We start from the raw sequence: 15,240 nt of genomic DNA, 5'->3' as shown, positions 1-15,240 counted from the left end.
CCTATGTGTCTGAAAAGTTGTTCGGGTACACTCTGAGCCTGTAAAACCGACTCTTCCCGAATTACTTTTCACGTTCTCACGAGGTTTGCCATGGCTGATTACAAAGCGCCGCTGCGTGATATGCGCTTCGTCCTCAACGAAGTCTTTGAGGTCGCCACCACTTGGGCCCAGTTGCCGGCATTGGCAGACACCGTTGACGCCGAAACCGTAGAGGCAATCCTCGAAGAAGCCGGCAAGGTCACCGCCAAATCCATCGCCCCGCTCAGCCGTGGTGGCGATGAACAAGGTTGCCGTTGGGATAACACAGCGGTATTTACGCCGGACGGTTTTCCGCAAGCCTACAAAACCTACGCTGAAGGCGGTTGGGTGGGTGTAGGCGGCGACCCTGCGTTCGGCGGCATGGGCATGCCCAAGGCCGTGTCGGCCCAGGTCGAAGAGATGATCAACTCGTCGAGCCTGGCGTTCGGCCTGTACCCGATGCTGACCTCCGGCGCCTGCGTGTCGATCAACACCCACGCCAGCGAAGCGCTCAAGGCTGCTTATCTGCCGAAGATGTATTCCGGTGAGTGGGCCGGTTCCATGTGCCTGACCGAGGCCCACGCCGGGACCGACCTGGGGATGATCCGCACCAAGGCTGAGCCGCAGGCGGACGGCTCCTACACAGTCAGCGGCACCAAGATCTTCATCACCGGCGGTGAACACGACCTCACCGATAACATCATCCACCTGGTACTGGCCAAGCTGCCGGACGCGCCGGCGGGGCCCAAGGGGATTTCGCTGTTCCTGGTGCCGAAGTTCATGGTGAACACCGACGGCAGCCTGGGCGCACGCAATGCCGTGAGCTGTGGTTCCATCGAGCACAAGATGGGGATCCAGGCGTCGGCGACCTGCGTGATGAATTTCGACGAGGCCGTGGGTTACCTGGTGGGCGAGCCGAACCGTGGTCTGGCGGCGATGTTCACCATGATGAACTACGAGCGCCTGGGTGTCGGTATCCAGGGCCTGGCGTCCGGCGAGCGTTCCTATCAGAACGCTATCGAGTACGCCCGCGACCGCCTGCAAAGCCGTGCACCGACCGGCGCGCAGGCCAAAGACAAAATGGCCGACCCGATCATCGTGCACCCGGACGTACGGCGCATGCTGCTCACCATGAAGGCCGCCAACGAAGGTGGCCGTGCGTTCTCCACCTACGTGGCGACGCAACTGGACATCGCCAAGTTCAGCGACGACGCCGCTGCCCGCGAGCGTGCGGATAACCTGGTGGCACTGCTGACGCCGGTGGCCAAGGCGTTCCTGAGCGACCTGGGCCTGGAAACCACTGTGCTGGGCCAACAGGTATTTGGCGGCCACGGTTACATTCGTGAGTGGGGCCAGGAGCAACTGGTGCGCGATGTGCGCATCACGCAGATCTACGAAGGCACCAACGGCATCCAGGCCCTGGACCTGATGGGGCGCAAGATCGTCGGCAGTGGCGGGGCGTTCTACACCCTGTTTGCCGATGAGATCCGCGCGTTCATTGCCTCGGCGGGTGCCGAGCTGGCCGAATTCACCAAGCCGTTGGGCGCGGCGGTGGATAACCTGGATGAGCTGACCGCCTGGGTGCTGGACCGCGCCAAGGCCAACCCCAATGAAATCGGCGCGGCGTCGGTGGAGTACCTGCATGCCTTTGGCTACATGGCGTATGCCTATATGTGGGCTCGCATGGCCAAGGCCGCGTTGGGCAAGGAGTCGCAAGAAGACTTCTACGCCAGCAAACTGGGGACTGCGCGTTTCTACTTTGCGCGCCTGTTGCCACGCATCCACTCGCTGAGTGCGTCGGTAAAAGCCGGTAGCGAATCACTGTTTTTGCTGGATGAAGCCTTGTTCTAAGGGCTTGGAGGACGTGTAAGCATTCTCTTACATGACGTGCTGCTATTCGTCCTCTATCGCCATATTGGATCCACGGATAATCTACTTCACATGGACGTCGCGCAGGAAGCGCAAAGCAACAACACGGACACGTAGGATTCTGCCAGGACGGCGGAGTGAAATGGATGTCAGGGAAACAGTCTGCAAAGCCCCGCTTCGGCGGGGTTTTCTTTTGCCCGCGAAAAAGTCAGGCAGGCGCCTGCGGGGCATTCATCACGTCTTCCAGCAAGGTGCGCAGCAACGCCACCGTCGCCTGCTGGCGCTGCACATCGCGGCACACCAGACCGACTTTCAGCGGCACCCTGGGCTCACTCAAGGGCTTCCAAAGCAGCGCCTGGCTGTTGTGTTCATCCTGGGAGCGCCCCGGCAGCACCGTCGCCAGTTTTGTGTGAGGCAGGCTGTCGAGGATCCCCACCATGGTGTTGAGTTCCGCCTGGACCTGCGGGCGTCGCCCGAGGTTGGACAGCTGGCCCTGCCAGATCTGCCGCACCTGAAACTCTTCCCCCAACAGCAACATCGGCAACTCCGCGGCCTGCTTCAGTGAGACTTTCTTGAATTCCCGCAAGGGATGGTCTTCGGGGATGACCACCTTCAACTCATCTTCGTACAGCAACACGCCGTGCAACCCCGGCTGGCGTGGCGGCAGGTAACTGATGCCGATATCCAGCGAGCCGTTGAGTAGCCGCCGCTCAATTTCGAGCCCGGTCAATTCGTAGATCTGCACCACCAAATGCGGCTGGGCCTTGCGCACGCGCTCGAGCATCTGCGGGACCAGGCTGGTGTGCACGGTTTGCAGCACGCCGATGGCCAGCGTGCGCATCGCCTGGCCCTTGAAGTTGCGCAGGGCCTCAACTGCCTGTTGCATGCCATCAATCAGCGGCAAGGCGTGGTTGTACAGCGTATGCGCCGCCAGTGTCGGTAGCAGGCGCTTGCTGCTGCGTTCGAACAGGCTCACATCCAGGTTCTGCTCCAACTGGCGAATCTGCTGGGACAGCGCCGGCTGGGAGATCGACAGACGCTCCGCAGCACGGCCTACATGGCCCTCCTCATACACCGCGACGAAATAACGCAGTTGCTTGAAATCCATAAGGTTTACTTATCGAAAAAGCTGGAAAATCGAAATGGCCGCTGGCCCCCGAGACGCCTAGTCTAGCGCCTATTCGCAGGGCTTACAGGGCCAGATCGGGCAATGAACAGCGTTTATATTGATGGCGTTTACATAGGCAAGGCAAAAAACCTCAAGGCAATGTTGGCACCTCGCACCGACCAAGGCCCAGTTGCTATTGGGGGCGAGCCATGAATCTATTCCGTCGCCCCGCGCCGAGCCTGGACGATTTAGTTCTGGAGACGCCCAGCGATAATCCTCCCAACGAATCCCTGATGCCCTCCGTCGCACGGCCGCCGCAAGTGTTCGTGCGCGGCCAGGGTTCCTGGCTCTGGGACAGTGACGACCGGGCCTACCTGGATTTCAGCCAGGGCAACGCAGCCAACAGCCTCGGCCACAGCCCACAGGTGTTGATCAAGGCGCTGGCCGACCAGACTCAGGCGCTGATCAACCCAGGCAACGGCTTGCATAACCGCGCTCAACTCAACCTTGCCGAGCGCCTGTGCCATCGCACCGGCAGTGACCAGGCCTACCTGCTCAACAGCGGCGCGGAAGCCGTTGAAGCCGCGATCAAGTTGGCGCGCAAATGGGGCCAACTGCATCGTGGTGGCGCTTACCGCATCATCAGCGCGAGCGGTGGTTGCCATGGTCGCAGTTTTGCGGCGATGTCGGCGTCGGCGGGCGAGAGTACCAATCGCTTCGAACCGCAACTGCCGGGCTTCAGCCATGTGCCCTTCAACGACCTGCCGGCCCTGCATGCCGCGGTCGACGCGCAAACCGTCGCCATCCTGCTGGAGCCGATCCAGGGCGCGGCCGGAGTGATCCCCGCGACGGAGCACTATCTCAAAGGGGTCGAGCGGCTGTGCCGTGAACTGGGGATCCTGCTGATACTCGACGAGGTGCAAACCGGCATAGGCCGCTGCGGCACCTTACTCGCCGAACAGCAATACGGCGTACGTGCGGACATCATCACCCTGGGCAAAGGCCTGGGCGGCGGTGTGCCCCTTGCGGCGCTGCTGGCGCGTGGTAAAGCCTGCTGTTTTGAAGTGGGCGAGCTGGAAGGCACCCATCACGGCAATGCGCTGATGGCATCGGCCGGGCTGGCGGTATTCGATACGGTGCTGGAGCACGGCTTTCTGGAACAGGTGCGTGAGTCCGGCCTTTACCTCGGCGAAGGCCTTGCCCGCCTGGCCTATCGCTACGACCACGGCCCGCTGCGCGGCCACGGCCTGATGTGGGGCCTGGCGCTGTCGGATGATTCTGCGGATGCGGTGGTAAAAGCGGCCCTGCACGAAGGCCTGATCCTCAACGCCCCACAGCCCGGCTGCCTGCGCTTCACCCCGGCCCTCACGGTGAGCAAAAGCAACATCGACGAAATGCTCCTGCGCCTGGCCCGTGCCTTCTCCCGCGTGCGCACCGCACAACTGCAATGCCGCAAGGGCATCGCTGTTTAACCCCTATTCCTGAACCGTCTCGCGGTCTACGCGACGCCTCCGGCCTGATTCTTTTGGCTGGGGGCGTTTTTTTGCCTGGATGGCCCAACGCCAGATCCCACTGAACCCTCACGAACGCCCAAGGTCGATTAGCTACACGGCTCACACGAGCCGATTTTCTGGAGCTGATCCCATGGATTTCATTCGTATCATCATCGCCATTCTGTTGCCGCCACTGGGTGTGTTCCTGCAAGTGGGTTTCGGCGGCGCGTTCTGGCTGAATATCCTGCTGACCCTGTGCGGCTACATCCCGGGCATCGTGCACGCGGTGTACATCATCGCCAAGCGCTGAGGCCGTCAGCCTTTGGCGATGAGCCGTGAGTTGCGCTCATTGCGAAAGGCCAGTTGCTCGATGGTCTGGGTGGCGTGCTCGGCCTCTTCCCGCGCTTGCAGGATGATGCCGTGCTGCTCGGACTTGCTGCAGACCGGGTCGGCATTGCTCGCGTCCCTCGTCAGCATGAAGGCCTGGCAACGGCAGCCGCCGAAGTCCTTTTCTTTTTCATCGCACGAACGGCACGGCTCGGGCATCCAGTCGTAGCCACGAAAGCGGTTGAAGCCGAACGAGTCGTACCAGATGTGCTGCATGCTGTGGTCGCGCACATTGGGAAATTGCACCGGCATTTGTCGGGCACCGTGACACGGCAGGGCGGTACCGTCGGGTGTCACGGTCAGGAAGATACTGCCCCAGCCGTTCATGCAGGCCTTCGGGCGCTCTTCGTAGTAGTCCGGTGTGACGAAGATCAGCTTGCACGGGTGACCTTCCGCTTCCAGCCGGTCGCGATATTCGTTGGTGATGCGTTCGGCGCGCACCAGCTGCTCCCGGGTCGGCAACAACCCCACCCGATTGAGCTGTGCCCAGCCGTAGAACTGGCAGGTGGCGAGCTCCACGAAGTCGGCCTCCAGCGCAATGCACAGTTCGATGATGCGGTCGATCTTGTCGATATTGTGCCGATGGGTCACGAAGTTCAGCACCATCGGGTAGCCGTGGGCCTTCACGGCCCTGGCCATTTCCAGCTTCTGTGCGAAGGCTTTTTTCGAGCCGGCCAGCAGGTTGTTCACCTGTTCGTCGCTGGCCTGGAAGCTGATCTGGATATGGTCCAGGCCGGCTTTCTTGAAGTCGCTGATCTTCTGCTCGGTGAGGCCGATGCCCGAGGTGATCAGGTTGGTGTAGAACCCCAGTTTGCGCGCTTCAGCGATCAGCTCGGCCAGGTCCTGGCGCACCAGCGGTTCACCGCCGGAAAACCCCAGCTGCGCGGCCCCCATCTCGCGGGCTTCGCGAAACACCTTGAACCACTGCTCGGTCGTCAGCTCCTTGCCCTGCTCGGCAAAGTCCAATGGGTTGGAGCAGTACGGGCACTGCAACGGGCAGCGGTAGGTCAGCTCGGCCAGCAACCACAGCGGCAGGCCGATGGCCGGCTTTTCAGGCAAGGGTGATCCAGTGCTCAGCACGGGCGACCTCCATGAATTGCTCGATGTCTTCACCGAGCTCAGGCACACCAGGAAATTGTTTCTCCAGCTCGGCGATGATGGCCGCTACGTCGCGCTCGCCGTCGATCAAGCCACCGATCAATGCGGCGCTGTCGTTGAGCTTGATCATGCCTTCGGGGTAGAGCAACACGTGGCCTTTTTGCGCCGGCTCATACTGGTAACGGTAGCCTGGGCGCCAGGTCGGTTTCTTGCTGCGGTCAAAGCTCATAGGGTGATCCCTTTATGCCACACCCGCTGCTCGGTCACGCTGTGATATGGCGGGCGCTTGAGTTCATAGGCCATGCTCATGGCATCGAGCATGCTCCACAGGATGTCGAGTTTGAACTGGAGAATCTCCAGCATGCGCTCCTGGCCTTCACGAGTGGTGTAGTGCTGCAGGGTAATTGCCAACCCGTGTTCCACATCGCGGCGGGCCTGGCCCAGGCGGGTGCGGAAATATTCATAGCCGGCCGGGTTGATCCAGGGGTAATGCTGCGGCCAGCTATCGAGGCGCGACTGGTGGATCTGCGGCGCGAACAGCTCGGTCAGCGAGCTGCTCGCGGCTTCCTGCCAACTGGCGCGATGGGCGAAGTTGACGTAGGCGTCTACCGCGAATCGTACGCCAGGCAGTACCAACTCCTGCGAGCGTAGTTGGTCGGGGTCGAGGCCCACCGCCTGGCCCAGGCGCAGCCAGGCTTCGATGCCGCCGTCCTCACCGGGGGCGCCATCGTGGTCGAGCAGGCGCTGGATCCACTCGCGACGGATCTCACGGTCCGGGCAGTTGGCCAGGATCGCGGCGTCTTTGAGCGGGATATTCACCTGATAATAGAAACGGTTGGCGACCCAGCCCTGGATCTGCTCGCGGGTGGCGCGGCCTTCGTACATCGCCACGTGATACGGGTGATGGATATGGTAGAAGGCGCCCTTGGCCCGCAGGGCGGCTTCGAATTCGGCGGTGGTCAATGGCGTGTCAGTCATCTCGTCAGCTCCTACAATTCAATGCTCATGCCGTCGTAAGCCACTTCGACATTGCGCCGCACCAGCTCCGCTCGCTCGGGGGAGTCTTCATCGAGGATCGGGTTGGTGTTGTTGATGTGGATAAGCACCTTGCGCTGCTCGGGCAACTGTTCCAGCACTTCAAGCATGCCGCCGGGGCCGTTTTGCGCCAGGTGGCCCATCTCGCGGCCGGTGCGGGTGCCAACGCCACGGCGCTGCATTTCATCGTCATCCCACATGGTGCCGTCCACCAGAAGACAGTCGCTGCCGGCCATGATCTCCAGCAATGGCGCGTCGACCTTGCCCAGGCCCGGGGCGTAGAACAGCTTGCCGCCGGTGCGCAGGTCTTCGACGATCAGGCCGATGTTGTCGCCGGGGTGCGGGTCGAAGCGGTGTGGCGAGTAGGGTGGGGCTGCGCTGCGCAGGGGCAGCGGGGTGAAGCGCAGATTGGGGCAGGCCGGGATGGTGAAGCTGGCGTCCAGCTCGATGCGGTTCCAGGCCAGGCCGCCGTTCCAGTGGGTGAGCATGCTGAACAGCGGGAAACCGGTGCTGAGGTCTTCATGGACCATGTCGGTGCACCACACCTGATGCGGGCAGCCTTCGCGCAGGCTCAGCAGGCCGGTGGTGTGGTCGATCTGGCTGTCCATCAGGATGATCGCGCTGATGCCGGTATCGCGCAGGGCGCGGCCGGGTTGCATCGGTGCAAAGCCCTGGAGTTGCGCGCGGATATCCGGCGAGGCATTGCACAGCACCCAATTCACGCCATCGTCGGAGATCGCGATGGACGACTGGGTACGCGCCTGGGCCCGCAGGCTGCCGTCACGGAAACCCGCGCAGTTCACGCAGTTGCAGTTCCACTGCGGGAAACCACCGCCAGCGGCGGAACCTAGAATCTGGACAAACATGGCAGCTCCATCAAGCTCAAAACAAAAACGCCCCGGGCGAACCGAGGCGTTGTATTACCCAGCGGATTAACGGCTGGCGAAGTACATGGTGACTTCGAAACCGATGCGCAGATCAGTGTAAGCAGGTTTGGACCAGGTCATATTCTTACTCCTACGAAGGGATGGGACGTTTACTACCAAGTAATACATATAGTCCACCTCCAGTCGGAGATGTTCAGATGTGTGCGTGGGAATATTACTCAATTCTTTTCAAGTTAGCGCTGTCTTGAGGGAGAAAGCCTTTTGCAGGGGCGGCAATGATCACCCTGCCGCTTGCCACGCAGTCGAGATGCGCGGGCCGTTGGCGATGCAGCGCCAGCCGCCTGCGGCGTCGTTTAATTGTTGCGCGGCATGCTGCAATGCTTCGCGGGTACAGGTTTGGATCCGGGCTTGAAGTTGAACCAGGTAGTCCGACGGATGGCCCGCCAGATGGGCATGCCACAGCAGTTCGGCGGCTTGGGCGTTGGGTAGCGTCCGTGCGCAGAACTGCTCGGCCAACGCCAGGTTGCCCAGGTCGTCGCTGCGGTCGATCAGCGCCGGCAGTTGCTTGAGGAAGGTGTTCAGGTGATCGGCGATGCCCGACAGGGACAGGCCAGGGGATTGCACACCGAACAGCAGGCCGGTCTGGCCGTTTATCTGTCGGATGCCGCTGAACACGGCGTAGCCGATTTGCAGCTCTACCCGCAGGCGTTGGTAGAACGGCGCCTGGAGCAGATGGCCGAGTAGTCGCCATGCGGCTTCGTCCGCCAAGGATTGGCTTGGCGTTGGACAAAACAGCAGCAACGCGGCTTCGTTTGAGTCGGTTTCCACCTCATGCCAGATACGTTGGCCGCTCAGGGATGGCGCGACGTGATTGAGGCTCGCGGGTTGCCCCGGCAGGCGGGCCGCAGCAGTTTTGATCAAGGCTTCATGGGGGGTAGAGAAACCCAGCCCCAGGCCGTGCCAACGTGCGGAGTCCCACGAGGCTGGTTCGGACGTGGTCGAGGTGCAGCAAGCGGGCAGCGTCTTGAGCAATTCGCGGATGGCGATCATGGGCGGCGCGGCGGCTTGTGCCTCTTGCGGATCGCCCAGGCGTTGTGCCAGCACTTCCAGAACTGCTGGGATCGGCTCCTGTAGCCCGACCATTTTCACCAGCCAGTGACTGCCCAGGTTTTCGAACGACACGTCGACACCCGCCTGGCGTGCATTGTCGCGCAACGATTGCAAAGCGTTTTCCGGGTGTGGCGGAGCTGATTGCCATTGCAGATACAATGCCCCTTCGTTGCTGTCGTCCGCCAATGCCTGGCTGAAGGTCAACGCCGATGCATCACGACGCCCTCTGGAGCGATCCTGGGCAAACGTGCGCAAGCCTCGGTGGGCGCTGGTCTGGCCGCGGATCAGGCCGGCGCGTTCTTCCTTGACCGGCGGACGCAGGAAGGGGTTGTTCGGCGGCAACTGCCAAGTGAGTGTGGAGGGCGGCAGGTGCAGCGAATCCAGCATGGCCTTGAGGGCGGCGACATCCAGTTCCGACAGGCCTTGGTTGTCGTTTCGGGCCAAGGCCAGAGCGCCTTGGGTCTGTTGTTGGCGAACGGCCAGCAGTGCGAATTCTTCGCGCAACGCCGTCCAGTCGCTATGTGCGAAAAAGGCCAGCCAGTCGTACAGCAACGCCTCGACGTGTGTCGCCGATTCAGCGGGACCACTGAGTGTAAAGTCGATAGCCAGCACCGCTTGCCCAGCGAAGTGATACAGCACCGACGCCTGCAGTGCGCTCGCCAGTTGCTGCGCTTTCAGCTCCGCCAGCAAGCCACCGGGTGCCGAAGCGTTAAGCCAGGTGCAGAGGAATGCCAGTGCTTCCCGGGGTGCATTGCACGTGATGACCTGATGCAGGTGATCATTGGCGATGTGCCGATAGCGCTGGGCTTGCCCCGGCATCAAGGCCGGGGGGGCGGATTGCACACGCAGAGGTCCTGAGATCAGGTGCTCACTGAACCGCTGTGCCAAGCCTTCCAGTGCCTCCAGCGATTGTGGGCCGGCCAGGCTCAAGGTCATCTGCCCACTCTGATAGAACTGCGTATGAAATTCCCGTAAGGCTTGCTGAAATGTCTCATGCTCTACTGGCAGGCTGTCGCGGTTGCCCGCATGGAAACCCCGCAGCGGATGATCCGACGCCAGGCCTTCCAGTAGTGCCACTTGCTGTTGTGCCGTTGCATCCTGGGACCAGGCGATAAACTCCGCGTGCAGCACCTCGCGCTCACGCAGTTGGTCCTCCAGCGCCAGGCGCGGATGGGTCAGCATGTCGGCCAAGCGCTCCAGGCCCCCGGCAAACGTGGCCGCCGGCAGTTCAAAGAAAAAGTCCGTAGTGCGCTCACGGGTGCTTGCATTGACCTGGCCTCCATGGCGTTGCACGTAGGCCATCAACCCTTCGCTTGTGGGAAAACGCTCGGTCCCGAGGAACAGCAAATGCTCCAGGAAATGCGCCAGTCCCGGCCATGCCAGTGGCACGTCGTGGCTGCCGGCCGCCACCCTCAGCACGGCCGCGCAACGCTTTAACCGTGGGGCGTGATGCAAGGAAACCCGCAAGCCATTGGCCAGGGTCAGGTGAAGGTAATGAGGGTGGGCCGGCGCAGGCATGGGCACTTCCGAAACAGAGAATGTGCCTATGCTAGCAAACCGGCTGGATCAGGGCTTGTGCAGCGCGCCGTACAACTCGGGGCGGCGATCTTGCAGGTAGTGATTGGCACTGCGGGCGTCGAGGAGCGATTGGCGCTCCAACTCCCCGACGATCAGCGCTTCGTCCAGGCCGGCCTGGGCAATACGCTGGCCATTCGGCGCGGCAATGCTGCTCTGCCCGCAGTACTGGATCTCGCCTTCATGCCCGCAGTAATTGGCGTAGGCCACATAACACTGGTTTTCAAAGGCTCGCGCCCGCACGGTGACATCGGCGACAAAATCGAACGGCACCATGTTGGCAGTGGGCACCAGGATCAGCTCAGCGCCAGCCAGGGCCAGGCGCCGGGTGTTTTCCGGGAACTCCAGGTCATAGCAGATCAGGAAACCGAGCTTCCAGCCGTTGAGTTCTACCAGTGGGAAATCATCCTCACCGGCGCTGAACATCGAATGGTCCAGATCACCAAACAGATGGGTCTTGCGGTAGTTGCACAGGCGCTGGCCTTGGGCGTCGATCAACTGTACGGCGTTGTAGATCTGGCCATCTGCGGCCCGCTCAGGGTAGCCGTACAGAATCGCCAGCCCGGCGCTTTTGGCCAGTTCGGCAATGGCCTGCGCCGACGGCCCGTCCTGCGTCTCGGCCAAGGCGCCAACGGCCTCGGCACCGATGTTGTAGCCGCTCAGGAACATCTCCGGCAGCACCAGCACATCGGCACCTGACGCCTCGTGCGCCAGTTGGTGCAAGCGCTTGAGGTTGCCGGCCACATCCAGCGGCAGCGGCGGGCATTGGTACAGGGCGACGCGCATGTTCAACTCCTTAATCCGCCAGGGCAATCGGCCCGATTTCATCGAACACATCACCCGGCCCCGGGTTCTCGGGGTGAGTGCTGCCGCCGAAGTGGGTCATGATGCCCCACACCGCGTTCAGTGAGGTTTGCACCGCGCCCTCCACCCAGGCCGGCGTCCAGGACACATCATCACCAGCGATAAAAATCCCACGTTGCTCGGCGGGCATGTCCTTCTGCATGAAGTGTGCATACATGCGCTGGTTATAGCGATAGTGACCCGGCAACGCGCCCTTGAAGGCCCCGAGGAAGTGCGGGTCGGCTTCCCAGGACACGGTGATTGGATCGCCGATAATGCGTGCTTTGATATCGACTTTCGGGTAGATCTTTTTCAGCGCGTCGAGGGCAAGTTTCACCCGCTTGTCGATGGGCTGCGGCAGCATTTTCAGGGCGTCGCTCATCCACGAGTACGACAGGCAGATCACCCCCGGCTTGTCGTCGCCGTTATCGAACAGGTAGGTGCCACGGGTCAGGCGGTCGGTGAGGGTCATGCTCATCAGGTCACGGCCGGTTTCCGGGTCTTTGTCCTTCCAGAACGGGCGGTCGACCATCACAAAGGTTTTCGATGATTGCATGTAGCGTGTGCGGTCCAGGGCCATCCACATTTTTTGCGAGAACAGGCTTTCGTCGCATTCGATCTGGGTGGTCAGCAGCCAGCTCTGGCAGGTGGTCAGCACGGCGGCGTATTCGCGGGTGTCGCCATAGTTGTCGGTGACGGCAAAACGGCCATCGGCGGCATGGGCGATACGTTTGACGCCCGCGCGTGGCGCGCCGCGATGCAGTGAACTCAGGCTGGTGCCGGCCGGCCAGTGCGCGCAGCGCTCCGGTACATGGCGCCAGATGCCCATCGGCACCTGGGCTACGCCGCCGACCACCAGGTGTTGGTGGTCGTCGCAGTTGGTCATCACCACGCGGAAGATTTCCAGCATCGAATTGGGGAAGTCAGAGTCCCAGCCGCCGGTGCCGAAACCCACCTGGCCGAAGACTTCACGGTGCAGGAACGACAACTTGGCGAACGCCTTGGAGGTGGCGACGAAGTCGTAGAAGGTGCGGTCGTCCCACAGCGGCACCAGCTTGTTCCACAGTTCCTTGAGGCGCGGCACGTCGCGGTCGCGGATGGCCTGCTGAATATCACCGAACTGCGAACCGGCTTCCAGCGCATCGGCCCAGGCGTCCGCGACTTCCTGGAACAGTACCGGCAAGTCGGAGAGCTTTTGCGCGTAGTGGGTCTGGCCTTCAAGGTCGATGACCGTGCTGCCGGAGGCCGGGGTCAGCGGGTTGGGGAAAGGTTTGGTTTCCAGGCCGAGCTTGTCCACATAGTGGTAGAACGCCGTCGACGACACCGGAAAGCGCATGCCGCCCAACTCGGCGATGATACCTTCGGCGCCTTCAAAGGCCTGGGAGCGCAGGCGGCCGCCCATTTTCGAGGCTTCGTACACCACCGGCTTGAGGCCCAGCTTCATCAGTTCGTAGGCGGCCACCAGACCCGCGATGCCGGCGCCGACGATCGCCACTTCGGCGCCGTGGTGGGCGGCGGGGATGCTGCCCAGGCCTGCGGGGTGTTCGATCCAGTCATCGAAGGCGAACGGAAAGTCCGGGCCAAAGATGGTGATGGGTTTCTTGCCGTCGGCGGGGTGGCGATTGGTCTTGCTGATGGTGCTGGACGGAATGCTCATGGCTGACCCTTACTGGCGACCTGGCGGGCGTGACCCGCTGAGTATAGGAAAAGATGGCAGCCAGTTTAGGGAGCGTAGCGTTCGTTAATAAGACGCAATGTGTCGTCGAATTGATCTGTTTTTAGTCGAAATGACGAACCTGTTGATCAGATTGGCTGACCGCGATCCAATTTGTTACTCAGGATGATCGACGTAGTGGTTTTCTCCACCCCGTCCACACTGCCGATCTGGTCCAGCAATTGGTCCAACTGTTCGGGCGAATCCGTGCGCAGCCAAGCCACGTAATCAAACTCTCCACTCACCGCGCACAACTGCTGCACCTGGGCCATGGCACTCAACCGGCGCAACACTTCTTTGCCCGAGCGTGCCTGTACGGTGATGCCCACATAAGCCTGCAAACCACCATCGACCACCCGCTGCCCGAGGCGCACGCCATAACCGGTGATCACCTGGGTTTTCTCCAGGCGTGCCAGGCGTGACGTCACTGTGGTGCGCGCGATGCCCAACTGCCGGGCGAGCATGGCCACGCTTTCGCGGGCGTTGATCTGCAGGGCGGCGATCAGTTGGCGGTCGATTTCATCTAGGGCAGGCAAGGCGAGGGCTCCGGTACGGGGGCAATGGGTTGGCATCTTACAGGTTGGCGCTGGCGAGCAGGCAGCGGGTAAACAGTTGCGGTACGGGCAGCTGGCGTTGACTGTAGCGGCTCAGCAGGATGATTTCGCGGTAAAAGGTCCGGCTGCCCAATGGGATGATTCGCACGTTGGGCGAGCGTTCCAGCCACAACCCGGCCTGAGGAATCAGCGATACGCCCAGGCCGCATTCGACCATCTTGACGATGGCCTCCAGCTCATCCAGCTCCAATGCTACCTGCACGTCAAGTTTATGTTCCTTCAGGAATCGGCTGACCAGGCGACCGCCAAATGAAGTGCGGTCATAGCGCACATGGGGCTGCGTCGCCAGCAACTGCAACGGGTTATCACCTGCCAACGTGTGAGGCACGATCAGCGCGAACGGCTCCTTGCGCAGCACCTGCACGTGCAGTTCCTTGGGCAGGTCGAAGGGCGGGCGGATGATGATCGCCGAGTCCAGCTCACCGGCGTCCACCCGGCTCAACAACTCCAGGGACACGCCCGGTATCAACTTGCACTCCACCGTCGGTGCCGCCTGACGCAAACGCACCAGCGCCTGGGGTAGCAGGCCGGTCTGCGCGGTGGTGATGGCACCCACTTTCAGTTCGCCCCGGTACTCGTTGGCATCCACGGGTACGGCCATGCGGTTGAAGGTTTCCAGTATCTCCCTGGCCAACGGCAAGGCACGCAAACCGGCTGCATTCAACGTGGCCTGGCGCCCGGTACGATCGAACAACTGCACGCCAAGCGCCTGCTCCAATTGACGAATCTGCGCACTGACCGCCGACTGCGTCAGCCCGATATGCATGCCCGCCGCCGCAAACGTGCCGTGACGGGTTACCGCAATAAAGGTCTTCAATTCGCGCAGCATGGGCGTCTCGATTGATCGAAATAATTTGAGCTCGGCGCAAAAACTATCGTCTTTTCATCGTCAGGAGCAAGGCTAAACTCGTGGGACTTAATGCCCACAGAGGTTTGACCTGATGACACTCGCACCTTTTCACCTGGCAATTCCGGTATACGACCTCGCCGCTGCGCGGCATTTCTACGGTGAAGTCTTTGGCCTTGAAGAGGGGCGTTCCAGCGAACACTGGGTAGATTTCAACTTCTTCGGGCATCAGTTGGTCATTCACGAACACCCGAAAACCGCCTCCCAGGAGTTAGCCCACACCAACGCAGTCGACGGCCACAACGTACCCGTGCCGCATTTTGGCGTGGTGCTGGGCTGGGAAGATTGGCACGCCTTGGCGCAGCGGCTGCAGGCCAGGGAAACTCGGTTTGTGCTGGAACCACATATTCGGTTCAAGGGGCAGGTGGGGGAGCAGTCGACGTTGTTTCTGTTTGATCCGTGTGGGAACGCGCTGGAGTTCAAGGCGTTCAAGGATATGGGGCAGTTGTTTGCGAAGTGAGGCGGCCAGACACACGAAAGCCGCGCAATGCGCGGCTTTCTTGTTTGGTGGGCCCACACGGACTTGAACCGTGGACCAAAGGATTATGAGTCCTCTGCTCTGACCAACTGAGCTATAGGCCC

15 protein-coding genes and 1 tRNA gene are annotated in these 15,240 nt (G+C 61.6%); 4 read left to right on the top strand and 12 right to left on the bottom strand.

The window, feature by feature from the left end; translation table 11 throughout:
- Nucleotides 1-90: 90 nt before the first annotated feature.
- Nucleotides 91-1,869 (top strand): acyl-CoA dehydrogenase C-terminal domain-containing protein, encoded by a 1,779-nt coding sequence (locus AC3WP7_RS09695; RefSeq protein WP_092242250.1) that lies wholly within the window; start codon nucleotides 91-93, stop codon nucleotides 1,867-1,869.
- 226 nt (nucleotides 1,870-2,095) lie between these two features.
- On the opposite strand, the gene AC3WP7_RS09690 is transcribed toward AC3WP7_RS09695, so the two are convergent.
- A complete protein-coding gene (locus AC3WP7_RS09690; protein ID WP_071490257.1) occupies nucleotides 2,096-2,995 on the bottom strand; it encodes a LysR family transcriptional regulator in 900 nt (299 codons plus the stop codon).
- A gap of 209 nt (nucleotides 2,996-3,204) precedes the next feature.
- Between AC3WP7_RS09690 and AC3WP7_RS09685 the strand changes: the two genes are divergently transcribed.
- Nucleotides 3,205-4,467, top strand: coding sequence for an aspartate aminotransferase family protein (locus tag AC3WP7_RS09685; RefSeq protein WP_092242256.1), 1,263 nt, complete (start codon nucleotides 3,205-3,207; stop codon nucleotides 4,465-4,467).
- A gap of 172 nt (nucleotides 4,468-4,639) precedes the next feature.
- Nucleotides 4,640-4,798, top strand: coding sequence for a YqaE/Pmp3 family membrane protein (locus AC3WP7_RS09680; RefSeq protein ID WP_003228885.1), 159 nt, complete (start codon nucleotides 4,640-4,642; stop codon nucleotides 4,796-4,798).
- Between the two features lie 5 nt (nucleotides 4,799-4,803).
- Here AC3WP7_RS09680 and pqqE read toward each other — a convergent pair whose 3' ends face one another.
- The 10 genes from pqqE to AC3WP7_RS09630 all read right to left on the bottom strand — a co-directional run bounded on the left by pqqE (nucleotide 4,804) and on the right by AC3WP7_RS09630 (nucleotide 14,580).
- On the bottom strand, nucleotides 4,804-5,934 hold the full coding sequence (gene pqqE, locus AC3WP7_RS09675; protein ID WP_102591848.1) for a pyrroloquinoline quinone biosynthesis protein PqqE: 1,131 nt from the start codon (nucleotides 5,932-5,934) through the stop codon (nucleotides 4,804-4,806).
- Nucleotides 5,927-6,202, bottom strand: coding sequence for a pyrroloquinoline quinone biosynthesis peptide chaperone PqqD (gene pqqD, locus AC3WP7_RS09670; protein ID WP_092242265.1), 276 nt, complete (start codon nucleotides 6,200-6,202; stop codon nucleotides 5,927-5,929). Before pqqD ends, pqqE begins: the two co-directional genes overlap by 8 nt.
- The gene (gene pqqC, locus AC3WP7_RS09665) at nucleotides 6,199-6,951 is read right to left on the bottom strand and encodes a pyrroloquinoline-quinone synthase PqqC (protein ID WP_102591849.1); all 753 of its coding nucleotides are present in this window, start codon (nucleotides 6,949-6,951) and stop codon (nucleotides 6,199-6,201) included. The genes pqqD and pqqC overlap by 4 nt, the downstream gene beginning before the upstream one ends.
- 11 nt (nucleotides 6,952-6,962) lie before the next feature.
- Nucleotides 6,963-7,874 (bottom strand): pyrroloquinoline quinone biosynthesis protein PqqB, encoded by a 912-nt coding sequence (pqqB, locus tag AC3WP7_RS09660; RefSeq protein ID WP_058424746.1) that lies wholly within the window; start codon nucleotides 7,872-7,874, stop codon nucleotides 6,963-6,965.
- A 66-nt stretch (nucleotides 7,875-7,940) separates the two neighbouring features.
- Complete coding sequence (gene pqqA, locus AC3WP7_RS09655) at nucleotides 7,941-8,015, bottom strand: pyrroloquinoline quinone precursor peptide PqqA (RefSeq protein ID WP_003194766.1); 75 nt, start codon at nucleotides 8,013-8,015, stop codon at nucleotides 7,941-7,943.
- 159 nt (nucleotides 8,016-8,174) lie between these two features.
- On the bottom strand, nucleotides 8,175-10,523 hold the full coding sequence (pqqF, locus tag AC3WP7_RS09650; protein WP_102591850.1) for a pyrroloquinoline quinone biosynthesis protein PqqF: 2,349 nt from the start codon (nucleotides 10,521-10,523) through the stop codon (nucleotides 8,175-8,177).
- 48 nt (nucleotides 10,524-10,571) lie between these two features.
- On the bottom strand, nucleotides 10,572-11,366 hold the full coding sequence (locus AC3WP7_RS09645) for a carbon-nitrogen hydrolase family protein (protein ID WP_102591851.1): 795 nt from the start codon (nucleotides 11,364-11,366) through the stop codon (nucleotides 10,572-10,574).
- A 10-nt stretch (nucleotides 11,367-11,376) separates the two neighbouring features.
- Nucleotides 11,377-13,059: a flavin monoamine oxidase family protein gene (locus tag AC3WP7_RS09640; protein WP_071490480.1), complete on the bottom strand. Its 1,683-nt coding sequence runs from the start codon at nucleotides 13,057-13,059 to the stop codon at nucleotides 11,377-11,379.
- A 167-nt stretch (nucleotides 13,060-13,226) separates the two neighbouring features.
- On the bottom strand, nucleotides 13,227-13,673 hold the full coding sequence (locus AC3WP7_RS09635; RefSeq protein WP_010206997.1) for an Lrp/AsnC family transcriptional regulator: 447 nt from the start codon (nucleotides 13,671-13,673) through the stop codon (nucleotides 13,227-13,229).
- Nucleotides 13,674-13,710: 37 nt separating this feature from the next.
- On the bottom strand, nucleotides 13,711-14,580 hold the full coding sequence (locus AC3WP7_RS09630) for a LysR family transcriptional regulator (RefSeq protein WP_102591852.1): 870 nt from the start codon (nucleotides 14,578-14,580) through the stop codon (nucleotides 13,711-13,713).
- Nucleotides 14,581-14,692: 112 nt separating this feature from the next.
- Between AC3WP7_RS09630 and AC3WP7_RS09625 the strand changes: the two genes are divergently transcribed.
- Nucleotides 14,693-15,118, top strand: a complete 426-nt coding sequence (locus AC3WP7_RS09625) for a VOC family protein (protein WP_102591853.1) — start codon at nucleotides 14,693-14,695, stop codon at nucleotides 15,116-15,118.
- Nucleotides 15,119-15,163: 45 nt separating this feature from the next.
- Here AC3WP7_RS09625 and AC3WP7_RS09620 read toward each other — a convergent pair.
- Nucleotides 15,164-15,240: transfer RNA gene (locus tag AC3WP7_RS09620), tRNA-Ile, on the bottom strand.

This window comes from Pseudomonas sp. FW305-3-2-15-C-LB1, assembly GCF_058787615.1.
Note: the sequence above shows the minus strand (reverse complement) of the source record. Positions and strands in the feature narration are given on the sequence as shown.

Excerpts from the sequence above, each read along its gene's own strand:
- AC3WP7_RS09695 (WP_092242250.1), top strand. The coding sequence starts at position 91 with ATGGCTGATTACAAAGCGCCGCTGCGTGATATGCGCTTCGTCCTCAAC.
- AC3WP7_RS09690 (WP_071490257.1), bottom strand. The coding sequence starts at position 2,995 with ATGGATTTCAAGCAACTGCGTTATTTCGTCGCGGTGTATGAGGAGGGC.
- AC3WP7_RS09685 (WP_092242256.1), top strand. The coding sequence starts at position 3,205 with ATGAATCTATTCCGTCGCCCCGCGCCGAGCCTGGACGATTTAGTTCTG.
- AC3WP7_RS09680 (WP_003228885.1), top strand. The coding sequence starts at position 4,640 with ATGGATTTCATTCGTATCATCATCGCCATTCTGTTGCCGCCACTGGGT.
- pqqD (WP_092242265.1), bottom strand. The coding sequence starts at position 6,202 with ATGAGCTTTGACCGCAGCAAGAAACCGACCTGGCGCCCAGGCTACCGT.
- pqqC (WP_102591849.1), bottom strand. The coding sequence starts at position 6,951 with ATGACTGACACGCCATTGACCACCGCCGAATTCGAAGCCGCCCTGCGG.
- pqqB (WP_058424746.1), bottom strand. The coding sequence starts at position 7,874 with ATGTTTGTCCAGATTCTAGGTTCCGCCGCTGGCGGTGGTTTCCCGCAG.
- pqqF (WP_102591850.1), bottom strand. The coding sequence starts at position 10,523 with ATGCCTGCGCCGGCCCACCCTCATTACCTTCACCTGACCCTGGCCAAT.
- AC3WP7_RS09645 (WP_102591851.1), bottom strand. The coding sequence starts at position 11,366 with ATGCGCGTCGCCCTGTACCAATGCCCGCCGCTGCCGCTGGATGTGGCC.
- AC3WP7_RS09630 (WP_102591852.1), bottom strand. The coding sequence starts at position 14,580 with ATGCTGCGCGAATTGAAGACCTTTATTGCGGTAACCCGTCACGGCACG.
- AC3WP7_RS09625 (WP_102591853.1), top strand. The coding sequence starts at position 14,693 with ATGACACTCGCACCTTTTCACCTGGCAATTCCGGTATACGACCTCGCC.